Source organism: Sphingomonas sp. Leaf17, from assembly GCF_001421505.1.
Classification (GTDB): Bacteria; Pseudomonadota; Alphaproteobacteria; order Sphingomonadales; family Sphingomonadaceae; genus Sphingomonas.
Map to the genome: position 1 here is coordinate 184009 of NZ_LMKL01000005.1, position 22516 is coordinate 206524.

Genomic DNA, 22516 nt, shown 5'->3' on the forward strand with positions numbered 1-22516 from the left:
GTCCCTGTCCTAACGGGCGTTCGCTCGCAGCGACAGTCCCCGATATCGCGATTCGCCGCTTACTGCACGGTGCCCGGCGCATGATCGGTGCCGAGCAGCACGATCAGCCGTTCGATCTGCCGCCAGTGGCAGAAGCGGACGTGGTTGCCGATGTCCCGGCTGCGGTCCGCGCGGATCGATGCGAACAGCGCGGCCTCCTCGCCATGCGCGGCGATCAGGTCGACGGCGTCGAGAACCGATCGGGAGTCGGCGATATAGGGCATTGGAGTCACGGCGTATCCTCGATCGCGCTGAGCGTTGCGGTGTCCATCATCCAAAAGCCATGCCGGATCGACCGTTGAGCCGGTGGCGGCGGAACGCGGTGGTAAACGGACCTGCGCGGACTGTGCCGCCTGTCCCGTTCAGGGACGGCTGGCGTCCCGGCGCGGGACGTGGCAGTCAGCGGCGATGCAATCCTCCCCACCCCCCGCCGCCGGTGGCGCGCTGGTCGCGTTCGGTGTCCTGATCGGAGCCGGCATCGGTTTTTCGGTTGGTCAGGCAACACCGGGCGCACTGATCGGCCTGGCCCTGGGCGTGACCATCGCCGGGCTGATCTGGTGGCGCGACCGCCGCCGCGCGGGGCGCTGAAACCCGGTCATCACCGGGCAAATCAGCGCCGGACGGATCAGCGGGGCGCGCGCATCTGCCACACGACCCGGCCGATGACGGTCACGGCACCGCGCGGCACCGGTCCCGCCGCCGGATTGTCGCTGGTCACGACCAGCCGGTTGCCGAGGCGCGCGACGCGCTTGACCATCAGCGTGTCGTCGATCCGCACGACATGGACCGCGCCGCGCGGGCCGGGGTTGCGGCTGGTCAGGTCGACGAAGATCGTGTCGCCGTCGAACAGCCCCGGCTCCATCGAGTCGCCCCGGACGCGGATGCTGGCCGCGGTGTCGGCTGACAGCCCGAGATACCGGGCGAGCGCGGGTGTGATCGAATCGCTGCCGACCGTCAGTTCATTGTCGACGAACGCCCCCGGTCCGGCCGACGCGGCGAGCGCGAGGCGGGGGATCGCCACCAGCGCCGGGCCGCGCGCGACCGCGCCGAGCCGGGTTTCGTCGACCCCGAGCATGTCGGCCAGCAAACGCCGATCGCGTTCGGACAGGCGACGCGGGGTGCCGCGGTGGACGAACTGCTGAAGATAGGCGGGATTGCGCCCTAGCATCGCCGACAGGGCGGCAAGGCTGTGCCCACCCGCCTGCGCCAGTTGCGCCAGTGTCGTTCGCGGATCGTCGTCAGCCATGTCCCGATCTAGTACGAGGATTTTTCCTAGACAAGTTGGAAATTGAAGAACAGACCGCGAACGCACGCTGAGGAGTCGGAGCAATGCGGGATGTCGGTGCTGGTCAAGATCAATCGCTATCTGCAACGGACGGGCATGCCCGCGACCACCTTTGGCCGGCTGTCGGTCAACGATCCGCGCCTGGTGTTCGACCTGCGCCGGGGTCGTCAGCCCGGACTGCGGATCGTGGCGCGGGTCGAGCAGTTCATCGCGCAACCCCCGCCGCCGTAACCCGGCGATCCGCCGACTGCGGGGATGCCGCGTCGGTGCTGGCGCGCGCGCTGGCCGGCAGTGCCATCGCCGCCGGATGCAGCGTGCGGGTCATTGACCATCGCAGCATCGCGTGGTCGAGCGCAACCTTCGTGGGGGAACGGCACCGATTGACGCTGGTCACGTCCGGCGATGCCGCCGACTGGCTGGCGGGCCTGCCGGATGCGGAGTTCGCCTTGCGCGGGCATCTGGTTGTCGACCTGCTCGTCGTCGGGATCGACGCCGATGCGGTGGCGACGGTTGAGGTACTGACGCTGATCGAGTCGTGATCGGTCAGCGATCCTCGCGCGGTCGATCGCCGATGGCGCGGTCCACGCCGCGTAACGTTCCGAGCGCCTCGTCGATCGACGGACGCGGCGCGTCGGACCGGCGGCGCGCACCGCGTTCCAGCCGGGCGAGCAGCGCTTCGATGCTGGGTGGTGAGTCGTCCGCCGGTATCGCCACGGACGGCGAACCCGCCGCCGGGGTCGATGGTACGGGCAGCGGTGCCGGCGGCGCACTGGCCGGCGCGTCGGGACGAGCCTCCGGTTCGATCCGCAGGGCGGCGGCGGGGTCGGTTTCGACCGATTTGATGGCGACGCGCGGTTCGCTGACCGGCGCTGGCGCGTCCGTCGGCGGAGCGAAACGCGGTGGCGGCGTGATCGGCAGGGGGGGTGCCGGTTCGGGTGTCGCCGCAACCGGCGGGTCCGCCTCGGGAACAGGATCCGATGACGGCCGGGCGATCAGCGCGCCGACCGGGCGGACCGGTTCGCGGGGAGCAGGCAGGATCGCATGCGGATCATAGGCGGCCAGCGGCTGGTCGAGATCGTCGGGCAGGTCGCGCACCAGCGGCGGCACGGGCGGCAGGACGGGGGTGGGCACCGGATCGCCGAAATCGGCGGCGGCCGAAATCGGGCGGCGGGCCGGGGCATCGGGGTGCGAATCGGCACGACGCAGAACGGGTACGCCATCGGCCGCCGGCGCGCGCGGGGCAAAGACTCCGCCCGGACCGAACAGCAGATACAGCGACGACCAGACGACGGCGGCCGCAATTATCCCGAAACCGAGCGCCAGCACCGCGCGGGCGGTGATGCCCAGCGGCGGCTGCGCGACCGGGACCAGCGCGGCGATGCCGCTGTTCCACGTCCAGTCCTCCAGCATGTCCTGCGGCAGGAAGGCGAAGACGAGCGCGACGATGACGGCGGCGGCGATACCACCGGCCGGCGGGATCGCGGCGTTCAGACGGAGACGGGAGTACGCGACCATGATCTTCCCAATGATGCAGCGTCGATCAGCTGCTGGTAAACAGGACCGTAACGCGAAATATTTGACGACCAGTTACGCTCGGTCTCGACAAATATACGCGCACGGTCGCGTCGCGCATCCCATCCCGACCGGTCGGCGAACATCGCCGCCAGCGCCGATGCGATAGCCGACGGATCGTCCGGCGCAAACAAGGTGCCGGTATCGCCATCGCGGATCAGCTCGCGGTGGCCGCCGACGTCGGATGCCGCCACCAGCCGGCCTTGCGCCATCGCCTCCAGCGGTTTCAGCGGCGTGACCAGATCGGTCAGGCGCATCGCCTTGCGCGGATAGGCGAGGATGTCGATCAGGCCGTAATAGCGTTCCACCTCGGTATGCGGCACGCGCCCGATGAAGCGGATCGCCGACGCGGCGGGTGACGCCGCCGCCTGCGCGCGCAACGCCGCCTCCATCGGACCGCCGCCGACCAGCACGAGACGGGCGGCGGGGCGCGCGGCGATCAGCGCAGGCATGGCGGCGATCAGATCGTCCAGCCCCTCATAATCATAGAAGCTGCCGATGAAGCCAACGACGTCCGCGCCATCAAGGCCAAGTTCGGTCGCCAGCGCGGTGTCACGCGGCGGCGGCGTGCCGAACAGGCCAAGGTCGACGCCGTTCGGTGACACCAGGATCTTGGAATCGGCGATGCCGCGCGCGATCAGGTCGGTTCGCAATCCGTCGCAGATGACCGCAACCGCATCGGCCCGACGCACCGCCCATGTCTCCAGCATCCGTGTCGCGCGGTAGCGGGCCGATCCTTCGGTCCCGGTCCCGTTGCCGACCGCCGCATCTTCCCAGAAGGCGCGGATTTCGTAGAGCAGCGGCAGACGGTGCCGCCGGGCGACACGCAGCGCTGCGAGCGCGTCGAGCACCGGTGAATGGGCGTGGAGAATGTCGGGTTTGAACGTGGCGACCGCGCGGTCGATCCGCCGAGCAAAGGCGGCGATGCCCATCAGCTCGGCGACCGGCCCCCGCCCCTTGCGGGCCGGCGTCCGATAGAATGCCAGGTCGTCGACGGTTTCGAGCGCATCACTGTCGGTGCCGTGGCGCGGGCCGGTAACGGCGGCGACGGTCCATCCGCTGGCGACCTGCGCCTTCAGGATCGCCCGCGTGCGGAACGTGTAGCCGCTTTGCAGCGGGAGTCCGTGATCGAGGACATGGAGGATTCGCATGGGCAGCGTATGCCACGAACGAGGTTAATATTTGCGTGATGATGGGGGAGCGAGATTTGGCAAAATACAACTCTGCCATCGTCATTGCGAGCGTCGCGTAAAATTCGGGATTCCGGTCGCCATTGTGAGCGTGTTCTCCGGCGAAGGCCGGGGCCCAGTCGGGTTGCAGTTGGTCGTCATCGCCGACGTTTGCCCAACTGGACCCCGGCCTTCGCCGGGGAACGAGACGGGGGTCGGAGAGCAGGAAGCGAACCGCCATCGTGACGGTCCGCGTTGCGGGTGACTATGAAGCCACATGCTCCCTTGCCGCCTGCTTAACCGCGTATAAACCGGCGGCGGCCTAGTCCTGGCAATGTCGTCGGCCGGGGTCGCGTCGTTCAAGGATATCGCCTGCGTCATGATCGACAATTTCGCGCTTGGACTGACGCACGGCCTGTTGATGCTGATCGCGTTCCTGTTGCTGAAGCGGCCCGACCTCGATCGCGAGGAGCCGGTCGAGCCGTCTCATCCCCAGAAACGCCCGCCGCGAAAAGGCCGCCCGCGTGCGTGACCTTGCGTTCATCGCCTTCCTGCTCGCACTGTTCGCGACCGGGTTCAGGCGGCCGTTCCTGTTCGTGCTGGCCTATGTCTATATCGACATCGTCTCGCCGCAGCGGCTGACCTATTTCCTGCTGAACGCGGTGCCCATTTCGCTGATCGCGGTCGCGCTGGCGGTGCTGGGCTGGGTAATCGCCGACGACAAGCGCGATTCGCGGTTCGCGCCGCGTCAGGCGCTGATCGTCGTCCTGCTGCTGTATTGCTGGGCGACCACGATCGGTGCCGATTTTCCGGTCGAGGCGAAGGAGAAGTGGGACTGGGTCTGGAAGGCGCTGGCCTTTGCCGCGTTCCTGCCGCTGACGCTGCGCACGCGGTTGCGGATCGAGGCGCTGCTGCTGTTCATGGTCGTCTCCGCCGCGTCGATCATCATCGTCGGCGGGATCAAGACGCTGGCGAGCGGCGGCGGGTACGGTCAGCTGAACCTGATGGTCGACAACAACAGCGGGTTGTACGAGGGCAGCACGATCAGCGCGGTGGCGGTGGCGATCGTCCCGGTCATCATCTGGTTCACGAAATACGGTACCATCTTCAAGCCCGACTGGCGGGTGAAGACCTTTGCCTATGCGCTGGCCTTTGCCTGTCTGCTGATCCCGGTGGGGACGTCGACGCGGACGGGCCTGCTGTGCATCGTCCTGCTGGGACTGATGTTCGTCCGGGTGGCGAAGCGGAAATTGCTGTATGTCGGGATGATGGCCGCCGCCGGGCTGATGGCGGTGCCGTTTCTGCCTTCCGCCTTTTCCGAACGAATGGGGACGATCCAGGGCTATCAGGGCGACGAATCCGCCTCGACCCGGCTGGCGGTGTGGCAATGGACGATGGACTTCGCCAAATCACACCCGTTCGGCGGGGGGTTCGAGGCGTATCGCCAGAACAAGATCCGCATCGACATCGTCCGCCGCGACGGGGCGGCGGGCACGCGGATGGCGGAGGAATATGACCAGGCGCGCGCCTATCACAGCGCCTATTTCGAGATGCTGGGCGAACAGGGCTATCCGGGCCTGATCCTGTGGCTGGTCATCAACCTGACCGGGCTGGTGCGGATGGAGGTGCTGCGCCGGCGCTATCGCGACCCCGACGGCCCTTACGCCTGGGCCGGGGAACTGGCGAGCGCATTGCAGATGGGGCACGGCGTCTACCTGCTTGGCGCGGCGTTCATCGCCATCGCGTTCCAGCCGTTCATCTACATGCTGATCGGCGCGCAGATCGGGCTGGACACCTATCTGGCGCGCAAGCGGGCGGGCGAGACGTACCGGGGCATGCGCAAGGTCGCGCCCGGCCCCCTTCCCGTTTCGTGAGTGAACTGCGCGCGCTGACGGGGATGCGCGGCATCGCGGCATGGTTCGTCGTGCTGTATCATATCCGCCTGTCGATCGCGGGTTTGCCGGTGGGGTTACGCGACGTGCTGGCCAAGGGATATCTGGCGGTCGATTTCTTTTTCCTGCTGTCCGGGTTCGTCATCTGGCTGAGCTGGGGCGCGCGGTTGCGGCGCGACGGGTGGCGGGCGGTGCCGGTTTTCCTGCGGCGGCGGGTGGCGCGGATCTGGCCGTTGCATCTGGTGATGCTGGGCCTTGCCGTCCTGCTGGCGGGTGCGCTGGCGCTGACCGGGCGCGGTGATCCGGCCGATTACCCGTGGGGCGAGCTGCCGCTGCATATCGTGCTGGTACAGAATTGGGGGTTTACCGACCGGCTGACGTGGAACGATCCGGCGTGGTCGATCAGCACCGAGTTGGCCGCGTACCTGCTGTTCCCGCTGCTGGTGATGGCCATCGACTGGCGACGGGTGGCGACCGGGTGGCTGGTTGTGGTCGCGGGTGGACTGGTGACGGGACTGTATCTGGCGATGGGCGACGCGCCGACGCTGGGGACCGACATCTGGCGTTATGGACTGGTCCGGTGCCTGTTCGAGTTCGCGCTCGGCACGGTCGTCTGCGCGCTGTGGCTGCGCTGGCGCGATCGGCGGGGGGCGATGCCGGTGGCGATCGGCGTGGCGGCGGTGGTGGGCGTGGCGCTGATCGCCGGCGTGCCCGAGACGCTGGGCGTGCCGGCGCTGTTCGCGGTGCTGCTGCTGGCGCTGGCGCTATCGTGCGAGCGGGCGGGGAACCCGCTGGAGGCGCGCTGGATGCACGGGCTGGGCGAGGTGAGCTACGCGACCTATCTGGGCCATTTCCTGCTGTGGGTGGCGTTCAAGCTGGTCTTCGTGGCCGATGCGCGGGCGGTGCCGTGGTGGCTGGTCGGCCTCTATCTGACGATGGTGCTGGCGGCATCCGTCCTGCTCTACCGCTGGGTCGAGCGGCCGGCGCAGCGGTGGATCAACGGCAAGGCGTAACGCCATCCCGGACCTGATCCGGGATGGCGCGATGTTGTGTCTCAGTCGACCGGCTCGTCGGCCAGTTCTTCCTCCAACGCGGCAAGGATCGCGCGATTGAAGGCGGGGATGTCGTCGGGCTTGCGGCTGGTGATGAGGTTGCCGTCGACGACGACCTCCTCGTCGACCACGTCGGCACCGGCATTCTCCAGGTCGGTGCGGACCGATGGCCAGCTCGTCACGCGGCGGCCATCGACCACGTCAGCCTCGACCAGCAGCCACGGCGCGTGGCAGATCGCGGCGATGATCTTGTCGTCCTCGAAGAACTCGGTGACGATCTCGACTGCGCGATCCTCGATCCGCAGCTTGTCGGGGTTGCCGACGCCGCCCGGCAGCAGGAGCATGTCGTAATCGTCGGTGTCGACCTGATCGAGCGTCAGGTCGGGGGTGATCGTGTCGGCGGGCTTGCTGTCGTTGACGACGCCCTGGATCGGATCGGTCTTGATGGATGCGAGCGTGATCTTCGCACCGGCATCGAGCAGCGCCTGACGCGGCTTGAACAGCTCGTCATTTTCAAAACCGTCGGTGGCGAGGATCAGGACCCGCGCAAGGGAAAGGTCGGCCATGTCGCTATTCTCCAGTGGTACACCCCGGGGGGACGGGTTGCCTCTTCAACCCCGGTCCAACCGGCGTGTTCCGGAACGATGCGGTGGCTGACGCATTTTCATGGTCGTTACGAAGGAGTTCCAATGGCATCCGCCAAGGTCGTGTACTGCGATGACAGCAAGCCCGGCATCACGCGGCGGCGGGCCGGCAGCGGCTGGTCCTATTACGACGCCGATGGATCGCGCATCACCGACCGCGCCGAAATCGACCGGCTGAATGCGGTCGGCCTGCCGCCCGCCTACCGCGACGCATGGTATTGCCCGAAGGCGAACGGGCATATCCAGGCGGTCGGATGGGACGAGAAGGGCCGCAAGCAATATCGCTATCATGTCGATTTCCGTGAGGCACGGGACGCGGCGAAATACGAACGTTGCGCCGAATTCGGTCACGCCCTGCCCTCCCTGCGCAAGCGGGTGGAGGCGGACCTAAGGAAGCGAACGCTGAGCCGCGAGCGGGCGGTGGCGGCGGTCGTCCGGCTGCTCGACCATACGCATATCCGCGTCGGCAACGAGGCCTATGCCGCCAGCAACAAGAGTTTCGGCGCGACGACGCTGCGCAAGCGGCACGCACGGATCACGGGCAACACGCTGAAACTGCAGTTCGTCGCCAAGTCGGGCAAGACCTGTGCGCTGAAGATGACCGACAAGGCGCTCGGGCGGTTCGTGAAGACCTGCCAGGATCTGGACGACCAGCATCTGTTCGCGTGGCTGGACGAGGCCGGCGAGCCGCGCCCGGTCACCTCGGCCGACGTCAATGCCTATATCCGCGAGGCGACGGGCACGGACTTCACCGCCAAGCATTTCCGCACCTGGGGTGCGAGCGTCGTCGCGTTCGAGACGCTGGCGACGGCCGAGAATGACCTGAGCCTGAAGGCCATGCTGGAGCCGGTGACGCAGCAGTTGAACAACACGGCCGCCATTGCGCGCAAGTCCTATGTCCACCCGCTGCTGATCGGTCTGGTGAAGACCGGCCAGTCGCTATTCCGCAAAACGCTTCGCCTGCCGCGTTCGGCCCGCTATCTGTCGCGCACCGAACGCGGACTGATCGCCTTTCTTGAGCGCGCCGCGCCGCCAGCCGCCAAGCCAGCCTGACCCCCGCCTGACCAGAGTATGTCCATGTCCAATACCGCCGCCGCCACCCCCGTCCCGAAGATCGACCCCGAAAAGGTCCACGGGCAATTGCGCGAGCTGTTCGACAGCAGCATCCTGTGGTTGCAGACCAACTGGGCGCAGATCCTGATCGCGGTCGGCATCGGTGCCGCCATCGTCGTCGCGCTGCATTTCGCCCGCAACCAGGGCAACCGGCTGTGCCGCGAGGATCGCCGGCTTGGCGGATGGGGCATGGTGTTCGGGCGCGCGGTGGTGCGGACCAACAATTTCTTCATCGTGATGCTCGCGGCCAAGCTGGTGGTCGGATATGCCGATGCGCCGGCCGCGCTGACCACCACGGTCAATTTCCTGTTCACGGTCGCGGTCGTGTTCCAGGCGGCGATCTGGGCGCGCGAGATCATCCTGGGGTCGGTCGAACACCGGGCCAGTCGCGAGAACTACAATGGCGAGGCGCTGGTCAGCGCAATGGGGCTGATCCGCCTGCTGGTCACCTTCGTGCTGTTCGCGATCGCGCTGATCGTCGTGCTGGACAATCTGGGGGTCAACGTGACCGGTCTGGTCGCCGGTCTGGGCGTCGGCGGCATCGCGATCGGTCTGGCCGCGCAAGGGATCTTCGCCGATCTGTTCGCGGCGCTGGCGATCATCTTCGACCGGCCGTTCCGGCGCGGCGACGCCATCACCTATGACACGACGTCGGGCACGGTCGAGGAAATCGGCCTGAAATCGACGCGGATCCGCGGGCTGAACGGCGAGGAGCGGATCATCAGCAACAAGACGCTGCTCGACAAGGAAATCCAGAACAACACGCGGCGCCAGCGTCGGCGGATCAAGTTCGCGATCGGCGTGACGTACCAGACCGCGCCCGACGTCTGCCTGGCCATCCCGACGATGCTCAGCGAGATCGTTGCGGCGCACGACCTGGTGTTCGTCCGGTCGGGCTTCGTCAATTTCGGCGCGTCGAGCCTGGATTTCGAGGTCGAGTTCGACACCCACCTGCCCGATTTCCAGCACGCCTACGACGCGCGCCACACGGTCGGGCTGGCCATCCTGAAGCGGTTCAACGACGAGAAGATCGAGATCGCCTATCCGACGCAGACGACCTTCACCGCCGCGCCCGACGGAACGATGGTGATGCCCTATCCGCAGGTGCAGACGGTGCGCGCGATCGACATCGAGAAATAGGCGCGCCGGACGCAGACCCGGCGCGCGCGTCGTCAGATCCCGCCTTCATCCAGCGACAACAGGCTGGCGTTGCCGCCCGCGCTGGTCGTGTCGACCGACACCACCCGTTCGGCGCAGAAGCGGTGGAGATAGTGCGGACCGCCCGCCTTGGGACCGGTGCCCGACAACCCCTCGCCGCCAAAGGGTTGCGACCCCACAACCGCGCCGATCATCGACCGGTTGATGTAGAGATTGCCGACCCGCGCCTCCGCCTCGACCACTTCGGCCGACCGGGCGATGCGGCTGTGCAAACCCATGGTCAGGCCGTATCCCTTGGCGTTGACCCGGGCGATCGTGTCCGACAACTGCCCCGCCTCCCACGTCGCGACGTGCAGGATGGGGCCGAAAAACTCCTGCGTCAGATCCTCGATTCGGTCGAGCCGGACCAGCGTCGGCGGCACGAAGAGGCCGTCGTCGGGCACCGCCACCGTCTTCAGGATGCGATCGGCAGCGGCGGTGCGATAGGCCATCAGCCGGTCATAGGCCGCACGGTCGATGACCGGGCCGACGTCCGTCGCCGGGTCGCCGGGCGCGCCGATGGTCAGCGTCTCCATCGCCCCCTTCAGCATCGCGACGACGGTGTCGGCGACGTCCGCCTGCACGAGCAGCAGGCGCAGCGCGGAACAGCGTTGCCCTGCCGAGCGGAAGGACGAGGCGACGACGTCGGCCACCACCTGTTCGGGCAGCGCGGTGGAATCGACGATCATCGCGTTGATGCCGCCGGTTTCGGCAATCAGCGGCACGATCGGCCGTTCGTCATCGGCCAGCAGCGACCGGGCGATCTTTTTTGCCGTCGCGGTCGAGCCGGTGAAAGCCACGCCCTGGATCCGCACGTCGGCGGTCAGCGCCGCGCCGACCTCCGGCCCGCCGGGGACAAGGATCAGCGCGTCCTTCGGCACACCGGCCTGATGCGCCAGCGCGACCGCGCGGGCGGCGATGGCCGGGGTCTGTGGTGCTGGCTTCGCCACGACCGTGTTGCCGGTGACGAGCGCGGCGGCGGTCTGGCCGAGGAAGATCGCCAGCGGGAAGTTCCACGGCGCGATCGTCGCCCAGACGCCGCGCCCCTCGCAGTGCAGCGTGTTGCGCTCGCCGGTCGGGCCGGGCAGTTCGATCGGGATCAGACGATCGCGCGCTGCCTGCGCGTAGTAGCGGCAGAAATCGGCGGCCTCGCGCACTTCGCCGATCGCGTCGGGGATGGTCTTGAACGCCTCCTGCACACAGATCGCCATCAGCTCCTCGCGGTGCTGCTCCAGCAGGTCGGCGAGACGGTCGAGGATCGCGGCGCGGGCGGTGACGGGGGTGCGCGACCAGTCGGGGAAGGCGGCGTGGGCGCGGGCGATGGCGTCGGTCACATCCGGCGTCGGCAGCGGCTGCGCGAGCAGGGCGACCGGCGTGTTCACCACCCTAGTAATTGCGTCCAGCGTCGGACGATCGCTCAGGTCGATGCCCATCGAATTGCGGTGGCTGGCCCCGAACAGGTCGACCGGCAGCGGGATCGACGGATGGCGCGTGCCGCCGACGGCGGCGATCTTGGCGACCGGATCGGCGAGGATCTCCGCCTCGGTCATGCGTTCGTCGGCGAGCTGGTGGACGAAGCTGGAGTTCGCGCCGTTTTCCAGCAGACGGCGGACCAGATAGGCGAGCAGGTCGCGGTGGCCGCCGACCGGCGCGTAGATCCGGCACTTGTACCCGTTCTCACGCACCAGCCGCTCATACAGGCCGTCGCCCATGCCGTGCAGCCGCTGGAACTCGAAATCGCGGCCGTTGCCCGCCCATTCCATGATCGTGGCGACGGTCAGCGCGTTGTGGCTGGCAAAGGCGGGGCGGATGTTCTTCGCGTCCAGCATGTCGCGCGCGACCGCCAGATACGACACGTCGGTCGCCGCCTTGCGCGTGAACAGCGGATAGTCGGCCAACCCCTCGACCTGCGTGCGCTTGATCTCGCTGTCCCAATAGGCGCCCTTGACCAGCCGGACGTTCATGATCCGGCCCAGCCCGTCGGCCCAGGCGATGACCGGCCGCGCGCGCTTGCCATAGGCCTGCACCGCCATGCCGAAGCCGTCCCAGCCGCTCAGGCCCGGCATCGCCGCCACGCGGCCGATGATGTCGAGGCTCATCTCCAGCCGCTCGGATTCCTCGGCGTCGACGGTCAGCGCGATGCCCTTGTCGGCCGCCTGCCGCGCCAGGATGCCGAGCATTTCGGCCAGCTCGGGAACGCACTTGTCCCAGCGCGCGACCTCGTAGCGCGGGTGCAGCGCGGACAGCTTGACCGAGATCGAATGGCCGGCGGCGGGATCGTTGCCGACCGCGTCGATCGCGTCGACATAGGCGTTGAAATAGCGCGCCGCGTCCTCGACCGTGCGCGCCGCCTCGCCCAGCATGTCGAAACTGGCGGTGAAGCCGGCATTGTCGGGCTTCTTCATGCGGCGCATCGCCTCGTCGATGGTGCGGCCCATCACGAAAATCTCGCCCATCATCTTCATGGCGGCACCCACCGCCTGCCGCACGAACGGCTCSCCGGCGCGGGCGATCAGGCGGCGCAAGGGTCCGCTCTCGCCCTCGCGTACCAGCACGCGGCCGACGACGAGGCCCCAGGTGGCGGAATTGACCAGCTTCGACGACGACTTGCCGGTGTGCGCGCGCCAGTCGGCATCGCCCAGCTTGTCGGCGATCAACAGGTCGGCGGTTTCGGGATCGGGCACGCGCAGGAACGCCTCGGCCAGGCTCAGCAGCGCGATCCCTTCCGACGAGTTCAGCCGGTATTCCTGGAGGAAGCGGTTCACCCAGCCTTTCGACTGTTCGGCGCGCAGGTCCGCCAGCAGCCCGGCGGCATGGCCCAGCACCCGCTCACGCGAATCACTGGTCAGCGCGGCGCGGTCCAGCAGCGGTTTTAGAATATCGGGTTCGGCCGCCCGATACTGGTTTGCCATGGCCTTGCGAGCGAGTTCCGTAGCGGCGTTCGACATTTTCATGCTTTCGGTCGGGTGAGACTTGCGGGACAGGGCGTGCCCGTCCTACAGGGATGCCTGAAGCGCATACCGCCAAATGACGCAAAAGGGGAACCGCCCGTGACGAGTACGACCCCGGCAGACGGCATCACGCCCGACCAGATGCAGGCGCGGATCGGCACCGAAAGCGTGTCCGACTGGGTCGCGGTGACGCAAGGGATGATCGACCAGTTTGCGGCCGCCACCGGCGACCATCAGTTCATCCATGTCGATCCCGTCGCCGCCGCGCAGACCCCGTTCGGCGGCACCATCGCCCACGGTTTTCTGACCCTGTCGCTGATGCCGCTGCTGGCGTCCAAAGTTCCCGACGCGCCACGGATCGCGGGTACGAAGATGGGCGTGAACTATGGCGGCAATTCGGTGCGGTTCCTGTCGCCCGTGCGGTCGGGGTCGCGGGTGCGCGGGCGGTTCACCTTGCTGTCGTTCGATGAAAAGCGGCCCGGCCAGTGGCAGCAGACCAATGCGTTTTCGGTCGAGATCGAGGGGCAGGAGAAGCCCGCGCTAATCGCCGAATGGATCAGCCAGATTTTCGTCTGACCCGCACCCATTGCCCCGGCCGGACGGTCGGGGCCGATACTTTCAGGAGAGACCATCATGCGTTCAGCCGTCATCGTTTCCACCGCCCGCACCCCCATCGGCCGCGCCTATCGCGGGGCGTTCAACGCGCTGCCCGCGCCGACGCTGGCGGGCCACGCGATCAAGGCGGCGGTCGAGCGCGCGGGGATTGCCGGTGACGACGTTGCCGACGTGGTGTTCGGCGCAGCGCTGCAACAAGGTAGCCAGGCGGGCAATATCGCGCGCACCGCGCTGCTGCGCGCCGGCCTGCCGACCAGCGTGTCGGGCATGTCGGTCGACCGGCAATGCGCCAGCGGCCTGATGGCGATTGCGACGGCCGCCAAGCAGATCGTGGTCGACCATATGGACGTCGCGATCGGCGGCGGCGTGGAAAGCGTCAGCCTGGTCCAGACGCCCAAGATGAACCTGATGCCCGACCCCGAACTGGTGGCGATGCACAAGGACATCTATATGCCGATGCTCCAGACCGCCGAGGTCGTCGCCAGCCGCTATGGCATCACCCGCGACCAGATGGATGCCTATGCGCTCCAGTCGCAGCAGCGCACCGCCGCCGCGCAAGGCTCCGGCCGCTTCGACGCGGAGATCGTGCCCGTCACCGCGACGATGGCGATCGTGAACAAGGAAACGAAGGAGGTCACGCACAAGGAGATCACGCTGTCGAAGGACGAGGGCAACCGAGCGGACACGACGCTGGAGGGCCTGCAGTCGCTAAAGCCGGTGCTCGGCCCCGATGCGACGATCACCGCCGGCAATGCCAGCCAGTTGTCGGATGGGGCCTCTGCCAGCGTGCTGATGGAGGAAAAGGTGGCGGCCGCGCGCGGGCTGACTCCGCTTGGCCGTTATGTCGGCATGGCGGTGGCGGGTACCGAACCGGACGAAATGGGCATCGGCCCGGTCTTCGCGATCCCCAAGCTGCTCGAACGCTTCAACCTGAAGATGGACGATATCGGCCTGTGGGAGCTGAACGAGGCGTTTGCGGTACAGGTGCTGTATTGCCGCGACCGGCTGGGGATCCCCGACGAGCTGCTCAACGTCAATGGCGGCGCAATCTCGATCGGCCATCCGTATGGCATGAGCGGCGCGCGGATGACCGGCCATGCGCTGATCGAGGGCAAGCGGCGCGGGGCGAAATATGTCGTGGTAACGATGTGCGTCGGCGGCGGCATGGGCGCGGCCGGGTTGTTCGAGGTGCTGTAACCCACGGCCGCGATCATACGGGGCGGCAACCATCGCCGCCCCGGCACGTTTCTCGACCAGACCCACCGTCAGGAGAGAATATCGTGGCAGACCATGACAATCCGCAGGAAATCGCCGCCAAGTTTCTGGACAAGCTGAAGTCCAGTCCGTTCGTCATGCTGGGCTTGATGGACGGTCAGCATTCCGAGCCGATGACCGCGCAGCTGGACGACGACCAGCCGAACACGCTGTTCTTCTTTGCCGGCAAGGACAATCGCGCGGCCAAGGGCGGCGACGCAATGGTGCAGTTCGTGGCGAAGGGGCATGACTTTTTCGGCTGCCTCGCCGGCGCATTGTCGCAGCACAACGATGCGGCGCAGATCGACAAGCTCTGGAACAACCAGGTCGAGGCATGGTTTCCGGGCGGCAAGACCGACCCCAATCTGACGCTGCTGCGGTTCGACGTCGATTCCGCCGAACTGTGGGAAACCGACATTTCCCTGTCGGGCAAGCTGAAGATGCTGTTCGGCGGCACGATCACGTCGGACGAATCCAGCAGCCATGCGGTCGTCAATTCGGTCGGCTGACCAAATTGACGCTTTAAACAAAAAAGGGGCGCTCCATGACGGAGCGCCCCTTTTTTTTTGCGCCGTCCGAGGACCGCGTCAGTCGTTATGCGCGGCGATGAAGCCCTCCACGACCGGGGCAACCTTGTCGCGCCAGCGCGATCCGTTGAAGATGCCGTAATGGCCCGCACCCTCGGCCATGTAATACATCTTGTGATCGTCGCTGAGCGCGGTTGCCAGGGTCAGCGCGGCGCGCGTCTGGCCCAGCCCCGAGATATCGTCGCGCTCACCCTCGATCGCCAGCAGGCCGATGTCGGTAATTGCCGCCGGATCGACCGGCTTGCCGCGATGCGTCATCGTCCCATTGGGCAGCGCATGGGTCTGGAACACCAGATCGACGGTCTGGAGATAGAACTCCGCCGTCATGTCGCAGACCGAGCGATATTCGTCGTAGAACTCCTTGGTCGCGTCCGCGCTGCTGTCGTCGCCCTTCACCAAATGTTTGAACATCTCGAAATGCGACATCATGTGGTTGCCCAGGTTCATCGACATGAAGCCGGCAAGCTGGAGGAAACCCGGATAGACCTTTCGCCCGGCCCCGGGGTGCATCAGCGGCACGGTGACGATCGCATTCTGTTCGAACCAGGCATGCGGGCGCTTGGTGGCCAACGTATTGACCGCGGTCGGTGCCTCCCGCGTGTCGACCGGACCGCCCATCATCGTCAGCGTGCGCGGGCGGCAGGGGTTCCGGTCGGCGCTCATGACGGCAGCGGCGGCGTAGCACGGCACCGAGGGCTGGCAGACCGCGAGCATGTGTGCGCCCGGTCCGATCGCCTCCATGAAGGCGATCAGATAGTCGATATAATCGTCGAAATCGAAACTGCCGTCCGACAGCGGCACCAGCTTCGCATCGCGCCAGTCGGTGATGTACACCTCGGCCGACGGCAACATCCGCTCGACCGTGCCGCGCAGCAGCGTGGCGTAGTGGCCCGACATCGGCGCGACGATCAGCAGCTTGGGGCTGCCCTCGACGCCCTCGCGCACGAACCGCTTCAGCTGGCCGAAGGGTTTGCGCAGGACGATCTCCTCACGCACCGCGACCTCGCGACCGTCGATGGTCGTGCTGGTCAGGCCGAAAGCGGGCTTGCCGCGCGGCGCGGCGGCGTGAGCGAACACCGACAGCGCCGATCCGACGACCGTGCCACCGCCCATATAAGAAAACGGGTTTGCCGGATTCTGCAGGAGGCCTGCGCCCCAATTGGCCATCGCGCTGGCACCGGCCAGCATGGAGCGTTGCATTTCATAAGCATCGTAGAGCATCGGGTATCCTGTACCTCCAAAGGCTTGCGGATCTCATAACATATTTCCGGTCGATTGGGTAACGCCGACGATAGCGTTTGGGATGCATCGCACCGCCGACCATCCGTCCCGCGGTCCATTCACTCCCGATCCGCCAAGCGCGTTGAGCGGTTCTCCGCGCCCTGCTAGGCGCTGATCCATGGCAGACACAGCATCGCGACCGTCCCCCGCCTCCACCGAACCCGCACCGCCTGCGGCGAAACGGCGGGTCGGCAATCTGGCGATGGTGTGGCGCTATGCCTCGCGCTATCCGGTGCAGATCGCGATTGCGGGTCTTGCCCTGCTGGTGTCGGCGGGCGCAACGCTCTGGATCCCGCGCACCTTCAAGATGGTGGTCGACAACGGCTTTGCCGCGAACGCCGATGCCGGCCGGATCGCACCCTATTTCCAGGGGCTTATCGGCGTCGTCGTGGTGCTCGCGATCGCGACGGCGGTGCGCTTCTATTTCGTGTCGTGGCTGGGGGAGCGGACGGTGGCGGACATCCGCACGGCCGTACACCGCAACCTGCTGCGGCTGGCCCCGCGCTGGTTCGAGGAGAACCGGCCGTCGGAGATCGCGAGCCGGCTGACCGCCGACACCGCGATCATCGAACAGGTGGTCGGGTCGACCGTGTCGATCGCGCTGCGCAACATCGTGATCGGCATCGGCGGGGTGATCTATCTGTTCGCGCTCGCGCCGAAACTCGCCGCGTCCCTGCTGCTCGGCATTCCGGTGCTGATCCTGCCGATCGTAGTGCTGGGCCGGCGGGTGCGGCGCTATTCGCGGACCAGCCAGGACCGGCTGGCCGATATCGGTTCGATCGCGGTCGAGACGCTGGGCGCGATGAAGATCGTCCAGGCGTTCGGGCAGGAAACCCGCGAGGGCGACCGGTTCGAGGCGGCGGTCGGCAACAGCTTCGCCAGCGCGCGCCAGCGTTTCGCCCTGCGCGCGGTCATGACGGCGATGGTCATCGGCCTGCTGTTCGGCGGCGTGGTCCTCATCATGTGGGAGGCAGTGCATGACGTCGCCAACGGCAGCCTGAGCGGCGGCGCGCTGACCGCGTTCGTGCTGACCGGCGGGATCGTGACGGGATCGTTCGGCGCGCTGACCGAGGTGTGGGGCGACCTGTTGCGCGCGTCCGGTGCGGCGGCGCGGCTGTCCGAACTGCTGGCCGAGGAGCCGGAGATCGCCGCCCCGGCGGTGGTCACCCCCCTGCCCCAGCCGGCGCGCGGGGCGATCGCGTTCGAGGGTGTGCGGTTCCATTACCCGACCCGGCGTGAGGTGGCGGCACTGGAGGACTTCACCCTGTCGGTCCAGCCGGGCGAGACGGTCGCCGTCGTCGGCCCATCGGGCGCGGGCAAATCGACCCTGTTCCAGCTAGCGCAGCGGTTTTACGATCCCGATGCCGGCCGGGTGACACTGGACGGCGTCGACCTGCGCGACGCCGTCCCGGCGGCGGTGCGCGCTCGGATCGCGATGGTGCCGCAGGAGACGGTGATCTTCGGCGCGTCGGCGCGCGACAATCTGCGCTACGGCCGGTGGGAGGCGAGCGACGACGCGTTGTGGGCAGCGGCCGAGGCGGCCAATGCGGCGGAATATCTGCGCAAGCTGCCCGAGGGCCTCGACACGTTCCTGGGCGAGGGCGGCGCGCGGCTGTCGGGTGGCCAGCGCCAGCGGCTGACGATCGCCCGCGCACTGCTGCGCGACGCGCCGATCCTGCTGCTCGACGAGGCGACGAGCGCGCTGGACGCGGAGAGCGAGCAACTGGTCCAGCAGGCGCTGGAACGGTTGATGGCAAACCGCACGACACTGGTCATCGCCCACCGGCTGGCCACCGTGCGCGCGGCCGAGCGGATCGTGGTGATGGACGACGGACGGATCGTCGAGGAGGGCAGCCACGGCGTGCTGATCGGCCGTGGCGGCCTGTACGCGCGGCTGGCCAGTCTGCAGTTCAACGACGCGGTCTGACGCAAACGGTTGCATCCGGCTACCGTTCTTGCGATCCTCCGAAAAACGGCAGGAGAGTGGGATGCGCGACTTCGACGTCATCGTGTACGGGGCGACCGGGTTCACCGGGCGACTGGTCGCCGAATATCTCGTCACCGCCTATCCGGGCGATGCCGCGCCGCGCTGGGCGATGGCCGGGCGGTCGCTGACGAAGCTCCAGTCGGTGCGTGACGCCATCGGCGCGCCGGCCGACCTGCCATTGCTGACCGCCGCCGCCGACGATCCCGCCGCGCTGCGTGCGATGACCGCGCGAGCGACCGTCGTCCTGTCGACGGTCGGACCGTATCAACTGTACGGCGCGGATCTGGTCGCGGCCTGCGTGGCAACCGGAACCGCGTATGTCGACCTGTGCGGCGAACCCGTCTGGATGCGGCACATGATCGACGCGCATCACGCGCAGGCGCAGGCGTCCGGCGCGCGGATCGTGTTTTCCTGCGGGTTCGATTCCATCCCGTTCGACCTCGGCGTGCTGACGCTGCAGGATGCCGCCAAAGCGCGGTTCGGCGTGCCCGCACCCCGCGTGAAGGGGCGGGTACGGGCGATGAAGGGCGGCTTTTCCGGCGGGACGGCGGCCAGCCTGAAGGCAACGCTGGCGGCGGCGGCGCGCGATCCGTCGATCCTGAAGCTGCTGACCAGTCCGTTCGCGCTGACCCCGGGTTTTACGGGCGCGCATCAGCCAGCCGGCCTGCTGCCCGAATATGATCCGACGATCGCGGCGTGGGTGGCCCCGTTCATCATGGCCCCGATCAATACCAAGAACGTCCATCGCACCAATTTCCTGCTCGGGCAGGCCTATGGCGCGGACTTCGTCTATGACGAGATGGTGGTGGCGGGCCTTGGCGACATGGGCCGGGCGGCGGCGGAGGCGCTGGCGAAGATGAACCCGCTGGCCTCTGACAAGGGCCCGAAGCCCGGTGAGGGACCGAGCCGGGAAGAGCGCGACACCGGCCATTACGACATTCTGTTCGCCGGCCTGATGCCCGATGGCAGCCGGATCGACGCCGTCGTCACCGGCGACCGCGATCCGGGCTATGGATCGACATCGAAGATGATCGCGGAAACGGCGCTGTGTCTGGTACGGGATGTGGCCGGCAATGGCGGCGTCTGGACGCCCGGAGCACTGATGGGCACGGTGCTGCGCGACCGGTTGCAGGCCAAGGCGGGGCTGACCTTCACCGCCGACGCAGCGGACTGATTATTCCGCCAGCGCCACCATCGTCGCGGTGGCGGTTGCGGCGGCGGCTCCGATCGTGGCGAGCCAGCCGAAGCGGCGGCGGCGGGCGACGTGGCGAAATGCGGTCAGGCGATTGCTGTCGAGATAGAAGCGGCCGGGTGCCGGCTCGACGATAGCCCCGAACTGGCGCAATTGGCGGAACAGCCGGCGCATGTCGCCCCGCGGTTCGTAGGCAATGGCATGGCGGGGCGTAACGGCACCGGCGTGAACGAAGTCGCGTACGATCCGCTTGCGCGACCGCACCGCCGCCATCGTCGAAATCAGTGCCCGCATCTGTCCGCCCCCGGAATAGTCCGCGTCGCACGGTAACGGGTCGATCGTTAACGACAAGTAACGAATGAGGATCAATCGGCACTCACCGGAGGATGACCCGTGTCGGACCCTCATTCCGGGATGACGGCAATCGGCGGCAGATGCCGATCACCCCTAACGCCGCTTGCCCTGATGGCGGATGTTGGCGGGGCGGCCGCGTTGTTTCAGGATTCGGTCGGTGCGCCGTTTGGACGGTTTGGCCGGACCCGCCGCGCCCTTGCCGCCGGGGATCTCGAACCGCAGCGCACCCGATACCGGGTTCGCCTCGGCCAGCCGCAGTTGCAGGCGCATGCCCAGCGTGTATTCCTCGCCGCTGGTTTCGCCGACCAGCTTGCGCGCGGCCTCGTCGAAGCGGAAATATTCGCCGCCAAGATCGCGAACCGGCATCAGCCCGTCGCCACCGATCCCGTCGACGGTGGCGAAGAAGCCGAAATTGGTGACGCCGGTGATGCGGACGTCCATCGTCTCGCCGACCTTCTCCGACAGATAGGCCGCGACATAGCGGTCGATCGTGTCGCGCTCCGCCTCCATCGCGCGGCGTTCGAGCCGGCTGATCCCCTCGCCGATGGCCTCCATCGCCTGCGACTCGGCCGATGTCAGCCCGCCCTCCCCCAGATGATACGACGCGACCAGCGAACGGTGGACGAGCAGATCGGCGTAACGGCGGATCGGCGAGGTGAAGTGCGCGTAGGACCCAAGCGACAGGCCGAAATGGCCGTGATTGGCCGGCGCGTAATAGGCCTGGGTCTGCGCGCGCAGGATCTGCTCCATCACCTGCGGGCGGAAATCGGCATCGCCGACCTTGTCGATGATGCGGTTGAAGGTTGCCGGGCGCACCACCTGACCCAGCGCGAAGGGGATGTCGAAGGTTTCGAGATAGTCCTTCAGGCCCAGCAGCTTCTCGCGCGCCGGGGCCTCGTGGACGCGGTACATGACCGGGGCCTTCTTCGCCTCCAGCGCCTTGGCGGCGGCGACGTTGGCGGCGATCATGTAATCCTCGATCAGCCGGTGCGCGTCGAGCCGTTCGCGCGGCGCGACCGACATGATCCGGCCGGTTTCGTCGAGCACGACGCGGCGTTCGGGCAGGTCGAGGTCGAGCGGCTCGCGTTCGTCGCGGGCGGACGCGAGCGCACGCCAGCAGGCCCAGAGCGGGATGAGGGCGGCCAGCACGTCCGCGCGCGGCGCATCGGCCGGCGCGTCGATCATCGCCTGCGCGTCCTCATACGCGACATTGGCGATCAGCCGCACGACCGCGCGCGTAAAACGCCAGCTTTTCAGCGTGCCCGACCTGCTGACCTGCATGTGGCAGGCGAGCGCCGCGCGGTCCTCGCCGGCCTTTAGCGAACAGACATCGGCCGACAGGATTTCGGGCAGCATCGGCACGACCTGATCGGGGAAGTACACGCTGTTACCGCGCCGCCGCGCTTCCTTGTCCAGCGCGGAGCCGGGGCGGACGTAATAGCTGACGTCGGCGATCGCGACGATGGCCTTCCAACCACCCTCGTTCGACGGATCGTCATCAGGCGTGGCCCAGACCGCGTCGTCGTGATCGCGGGCATCGGCCGGGTCGATCGCCACGATCGGCAGCGCACGCAGATCCTCGCGGTCATCGGCCAGATCGAGCGCAGCCATTCGCGGGGCCTCGGCCAGCGCCTCGTCGGAAAAGGCGGTCGGAATTTCCAGCTTGTGGATCGCGATCATCGAGAAACTGCGCGGCGCGAACGGGTCGCCCAGCACCTGCACCACGCGGCAGGTCAGCCGCGGCGGACGCCCGCCCTTTTCGGCGGTGACGAGATCGCCGGGCTTGCCGTCGCCAGCGTCGGCGACCTGATATTCGCGGCGTTCACGCTTGTCGACACTGGTCAGCCAGAGCCGCCCCGCCTCCTCGCGCAGCACGCCGACCAGCATTTCGGAGGCGGGCGCAAGCGTTTTCAGCGGATGCGCGATCCAGCCATTTCCGGCCTCCTCGGTCCGCGCCAGCACCCGCTGACCGATGCCCAGATCGCCGCGCTTGCGTTCGCGGACGCGCAGGCGCGGCACCGGCGCGTCGGATTCCCAACGCTCGGGCACCGCCCACACATTGCCGCCGTCATCGACATCGGCGATCCGCAGGACCGTGACTTTCGGCAGACCGCCCATCTGGTGAAACGCGCGGCCGGGGGCGCTGTCGATCAGCCCCTCGTCCGCCATGTCCTTCAGCAACGCCTTCAACAGGATCTTGTCCTGCGCGGTCAAGCCGAACGCCTTGGCGATCTCGCGTTTGCCCGCCGGCACGTCGGACCGGCTGATGAAGTCGAGGATCTGCTGGCGGCTGGGAAGCCCGGGGGTCGGTTTGCGCATCGACAGCAGATAG

General features: G+C 67.5%; 22 protein-coding genes. 13 read left to right on the forward strand and 9 right to left on the reverse strand.

Features of this window, described 5'->3' with window-relative positions:
* Positions 1-59 precede the first annotated feature (59 nt).
* Positions 60-263, reverse strand: a complete 204-nt coding sequence (locus ASE75_RS07845; RefSeq protein ID WP_055931532.1) for a hypothetical protein — start codon at positions 261-263, stop codon at positions 60-62.
* A gap of 184 nt (positions 264-447) precedes the next feature.
* On the opposite strand from ASE75_RS07845, the gene ASE75_RS07850 reads away from it, so the two are divergent.
* Positions 448-627, forward strand: a complete 180-nt coding sequence (locus tag ASE75_RS07850; protein WP_055931535.1) for a hypothetical protein — start codon at positions 448-450, stop codon at positions 625-627.
* Positions 628-664: 37 nt separating this feature from the next.
* Here the strand turns inward: ASE75_RS07850 and ASE75_RS07855 are convergent, their stop codons facing one another.
* The gene (locus ASE75_RS07855; RefSeq protein WP_055931536.1) at positions 665-1285 is read right to left on the reverse strand and encodes a S24 family peptidase; all 621 of its coding nucleotides are present in this window, start codon (positions 1283-1285) and stop codon (positions 665-667) included.
* Positions 1286-1375: 90 nt separating this feature from the next.
* Here ASE75_RS07855 and ASE75_RS07860 point away from each other — a divergent pair, with 90 nt between their 5' ends.
* Both ASE75_RS07860 and ASE75_RS07865 read left to right on the forward strand, forming a co-directional pair.
* Positions 1376-1555: a hypothetical protein gene (locus ASE75_RS07860; RefSeq protein ID WP_055931539.1), complete on the forward strand. Its 180-nt coding sequence runs from the start codon at positions 1376-1378 to the stop codon at positions 1553-1555.
* 35 nt (positions 1556-1590) lie between these two features.
* The gene (locus tag ASE75_RS07865; RefSeq protein ID WP_055931542.1) at positions 1591-1863 is read left to right on the forward strand and encodes a hypothetical protein; all 273 of its coding nucleotides are present in this window, start codon (positions 1591-1593) and stop codon (positions 1861-1863) included.
* A 4-nt stretch (positions 1864-1867) separates the two neighbouring features.
* Here ASE75_RS07865 and ASE75_RS15095 read toward each other — a convergent pair whose 3' ends face one another.
* Positions 1868-2839: a hypothetical protein gene (locus ASE75_RS15095; RefSeq protein ID WP_082463862.1), complete on the reverse strand. Its 972-nt coding sequence runs from the start codon at positions 2837-2839 to the stop codon at positions 1868-1870.
* Positions 2812-4047 carry a TIGR04063 family PEP-CTERM/XrtA system glycosyltransferase gene (locus ASE75_RS07875; RefSeq protein ID WP_055931545.1) on the reverse strand — a complete coding sequence of 412 codons (1236 nt, stop codon included), beginning with the start codon at positions 4045-4047 and terminating at the stop codon, positions 2812-2814. Before ASE75_RS07875 ends, ASE75_RS15095 begins: the two co-directional genes overlap by 28 nt.
* Positions 4048-4444: 397 nt before the next feature.
* Here ASE75_RS07875 and ASE75_RS15680 point away from each other — a divergent pair, with 397 nt between their 5' ends.
* Genes ASE75_RS15680 through ASE75_RS07890 form a run of 3 tightly spaced genes read left to right on the forward strand, consistent with a single transcriptional unit; the run spans position 4445 to position 6970 of the window.
* Positions 4445-4597, forward strand: coding sequence for a hypothetical protein (locus ASE75_RS15680; protein ID WP_235512553.1), 153 nt, complete (start codon positions 4445-4447; stop codon positions 4595-4597).
* Positions 4590-5939 (forward strand): putative O-glycosylation ligase, exosortase A system-associated, encoded by a 1350-nt coding sequence (locus tag ASE75_RS07885; RefSeq protein WP_055931551.1) that lies wholly within the window; start codon positions 4590-4592, stop codon positions 5937-5939. The genes ASE75_RS15680 and ASE75_RS07885 overlap by 8 nt, the downstream gene beginning before the upstream one ends.
* Positions 5936-6970, forward strand: coding sequence for an acyltransferase family protein (locus ASE75_RS07890; protein ID WP_235512554.1), 1035 nt, complete (start codon positions 5936-5938; stop codon positions 6968-6970). Before ASE75_RS07885 ends, ASE75_RS07890 begins: the two co-directional genes overlap by 4 nt.
* A 41-nt stretch (positions 6971-7011) precedes the next feature.
* On the opposite strand, the gene ASE75_RS07895 is transcribed toward ASE75_RS07890, so the two are convergent.
* A complete protein-coding gene (locus tag ASE75_RS07895; protein WP_055931554.1) occupies positions 7012-7575 on the reverse strand; it encodes a type 1 glutamine amidotransferase domain-containing protein in 564 nt (187 codons plus the stop codon).
* A 123-nt stretch (positions 7576-7698) separates the two neighbouring features.
* Here ASE75_RS07895 and ASE75_RS07900 point away from each other — a divergent pair, with 123 nt between their 5' ends.
* Entirely contained in the window at positions 7699-8706 is a 1008-nt protein-coding gene (locus tag ASE75_RS07900; RefSeq protein ID WP_055931558.1) for a DNA topoisomerase IB, read from the forward strand.
* 24 nt (positions 8707-8730) lie between these two features.
* A complete protein-coding gene (locus ASE75_RS07905) occupies positions 8731-9906 on the forward strand; it encodes a mechanosensitive ion channel family protein (RefSeq protein WP_055931566.1) in 1176 nt (391 codons plus the stop codon).
* A 32-nt stretch (positions 9907-9938) separates the two neighbouring features.
* On the opposite strand, the gene ASE75_RS07910 is transcribed toward ASE75_RS07905, so the two are convergent.
* Positions 9939-12875: an L-glutamate gamma-semialdehyde dehydrogenase gene (locus ASE75_RS07910; protein ID WP_055932178.1), complete on the reverse strand. Its 2937-nt coding sequence runs from the start codon at positions 12873-12875 to the stop codon at positions 9939-9941.
* A 180-nt stretch (positions 12876-13055) separates the two neighbouring features.
* Between ASE75_RS07910 and ASE75_RS07915 the strand changes: the two genes are divergently transcribed.
* The 3 genes from ASE75_RS07915 to ASE75_RS07925 all read left to right on the forward strand — a co-directional run bounded on the left by ASE75_RS07915 (position 13056) and on the right by ASE75_RS07925 (position 15292).
* Positions 13056-13490, forward strand: a complete 435-nt coding sequence (locus ASE75_RS07915; protein WP_055931569.1) for a MaoC family dehydratase — start codon at positions 13056-13058, stop codon at positions 13488-13490.
* A 57-nt stretch (positions 13491-13547) separates the two neighbouring features.
* Positions 13548-14726 (forward strand): acetyl-CoA C-acyltransferase, encoded by a 1179-nt coding sequence (locus ASE75_RS07920; RefSeq protein ID WP_055931571.1) that lies wholly within the window; start codon positions 13548-13550, stop codon positions 14724-14726.
* A gap of 83 nt (positions 14727-14809) precedes the next feature.
* Complete coding sequence (locus tag ASE75_RS07925) at positions 14810-15292, forward strand: pyridoxamine 5'-phosphate oxidase family protein (RefSeq protein WP_055931574.1); 483 nt, start codon at positions 14810-14812, stop codon at positions 15290-15292.
* 78 nt (positions 15293-15370) lie between these two features.
* On the opposite strand, the gene ASE75_RS07930 is transcribed toward ASE75_RS07925, so the two are convergent.
* The gene (locus ASE75_RS07930) at positions 15371-16591 is read right to left on the reverse strand and encodes a polyhydroxyalkanoate depolymerase (protein WP_055931577.1); all 1221 of its coding nucleotides are present in this window, start codon (positions 16589-16591) and stop codon (positions 15371-15373) included.
* Between the two features lie 178 nt (positions 16592-16769).
* Here ASE75_RS07930 and ASE75_RS07935 point away from each other — a divergent pair, with 178 nt between their 5' ends.
* Positions 16770-18578 carry an ABC transporter transmembrane domain-containing protein gene (locus ASE75_RS07935; protein ID WP_055931580.1) on the forward strand — a complete coding sequence of 603 codons (1809 nt, stop codon included), beginning with the start codon at positions 16770-16772 and terminating at the stop codon, positions 18576-18578.
* A gap of 61 nt (positions 18579-18639) precedes the next feature.
* A complete protein-coding gene (locus tag ASE75_RS07940) occupies positions 18640-19812 on the forward strand; it encodes a saccharopine dehydrogenase family protein (protein WP_055931583.1) in 1173 nt (390 codons plus the stop codon).
* Here ASE75_RS07940 and ASE75_RS07945 read toward each other — a convergent pair whose 3' ends face one another.
* Together ASE75_RS07945 and ASE75_RS07950 are read right to left on the reverse strand one after the other, a co-directional pair.
* A complete protein-coding gene (locus ASE75_RS07945) occupies positions 19813-20124 on the reverse strand; it encodes a hypothetical protein (protein ID WP_055931586.1) in 312 nt (103 codons plus the stop codon).
* A gap of 153 nt (positions 20125-20277) precedes the next feature.
* The gene (locus ASE75_RS07950) at positions 20278-22503 is read right to left on the reverse strand and encodes a ribonuclease R family protein (protein WP_055932181.1); all 2226 of its coding nucleotides are present in this window, start codon (positions 22501-22503) and stop codon (positions 20278-20280) included.
* Positions 22504-22516 lie beyond the last annotated feature (13 nt).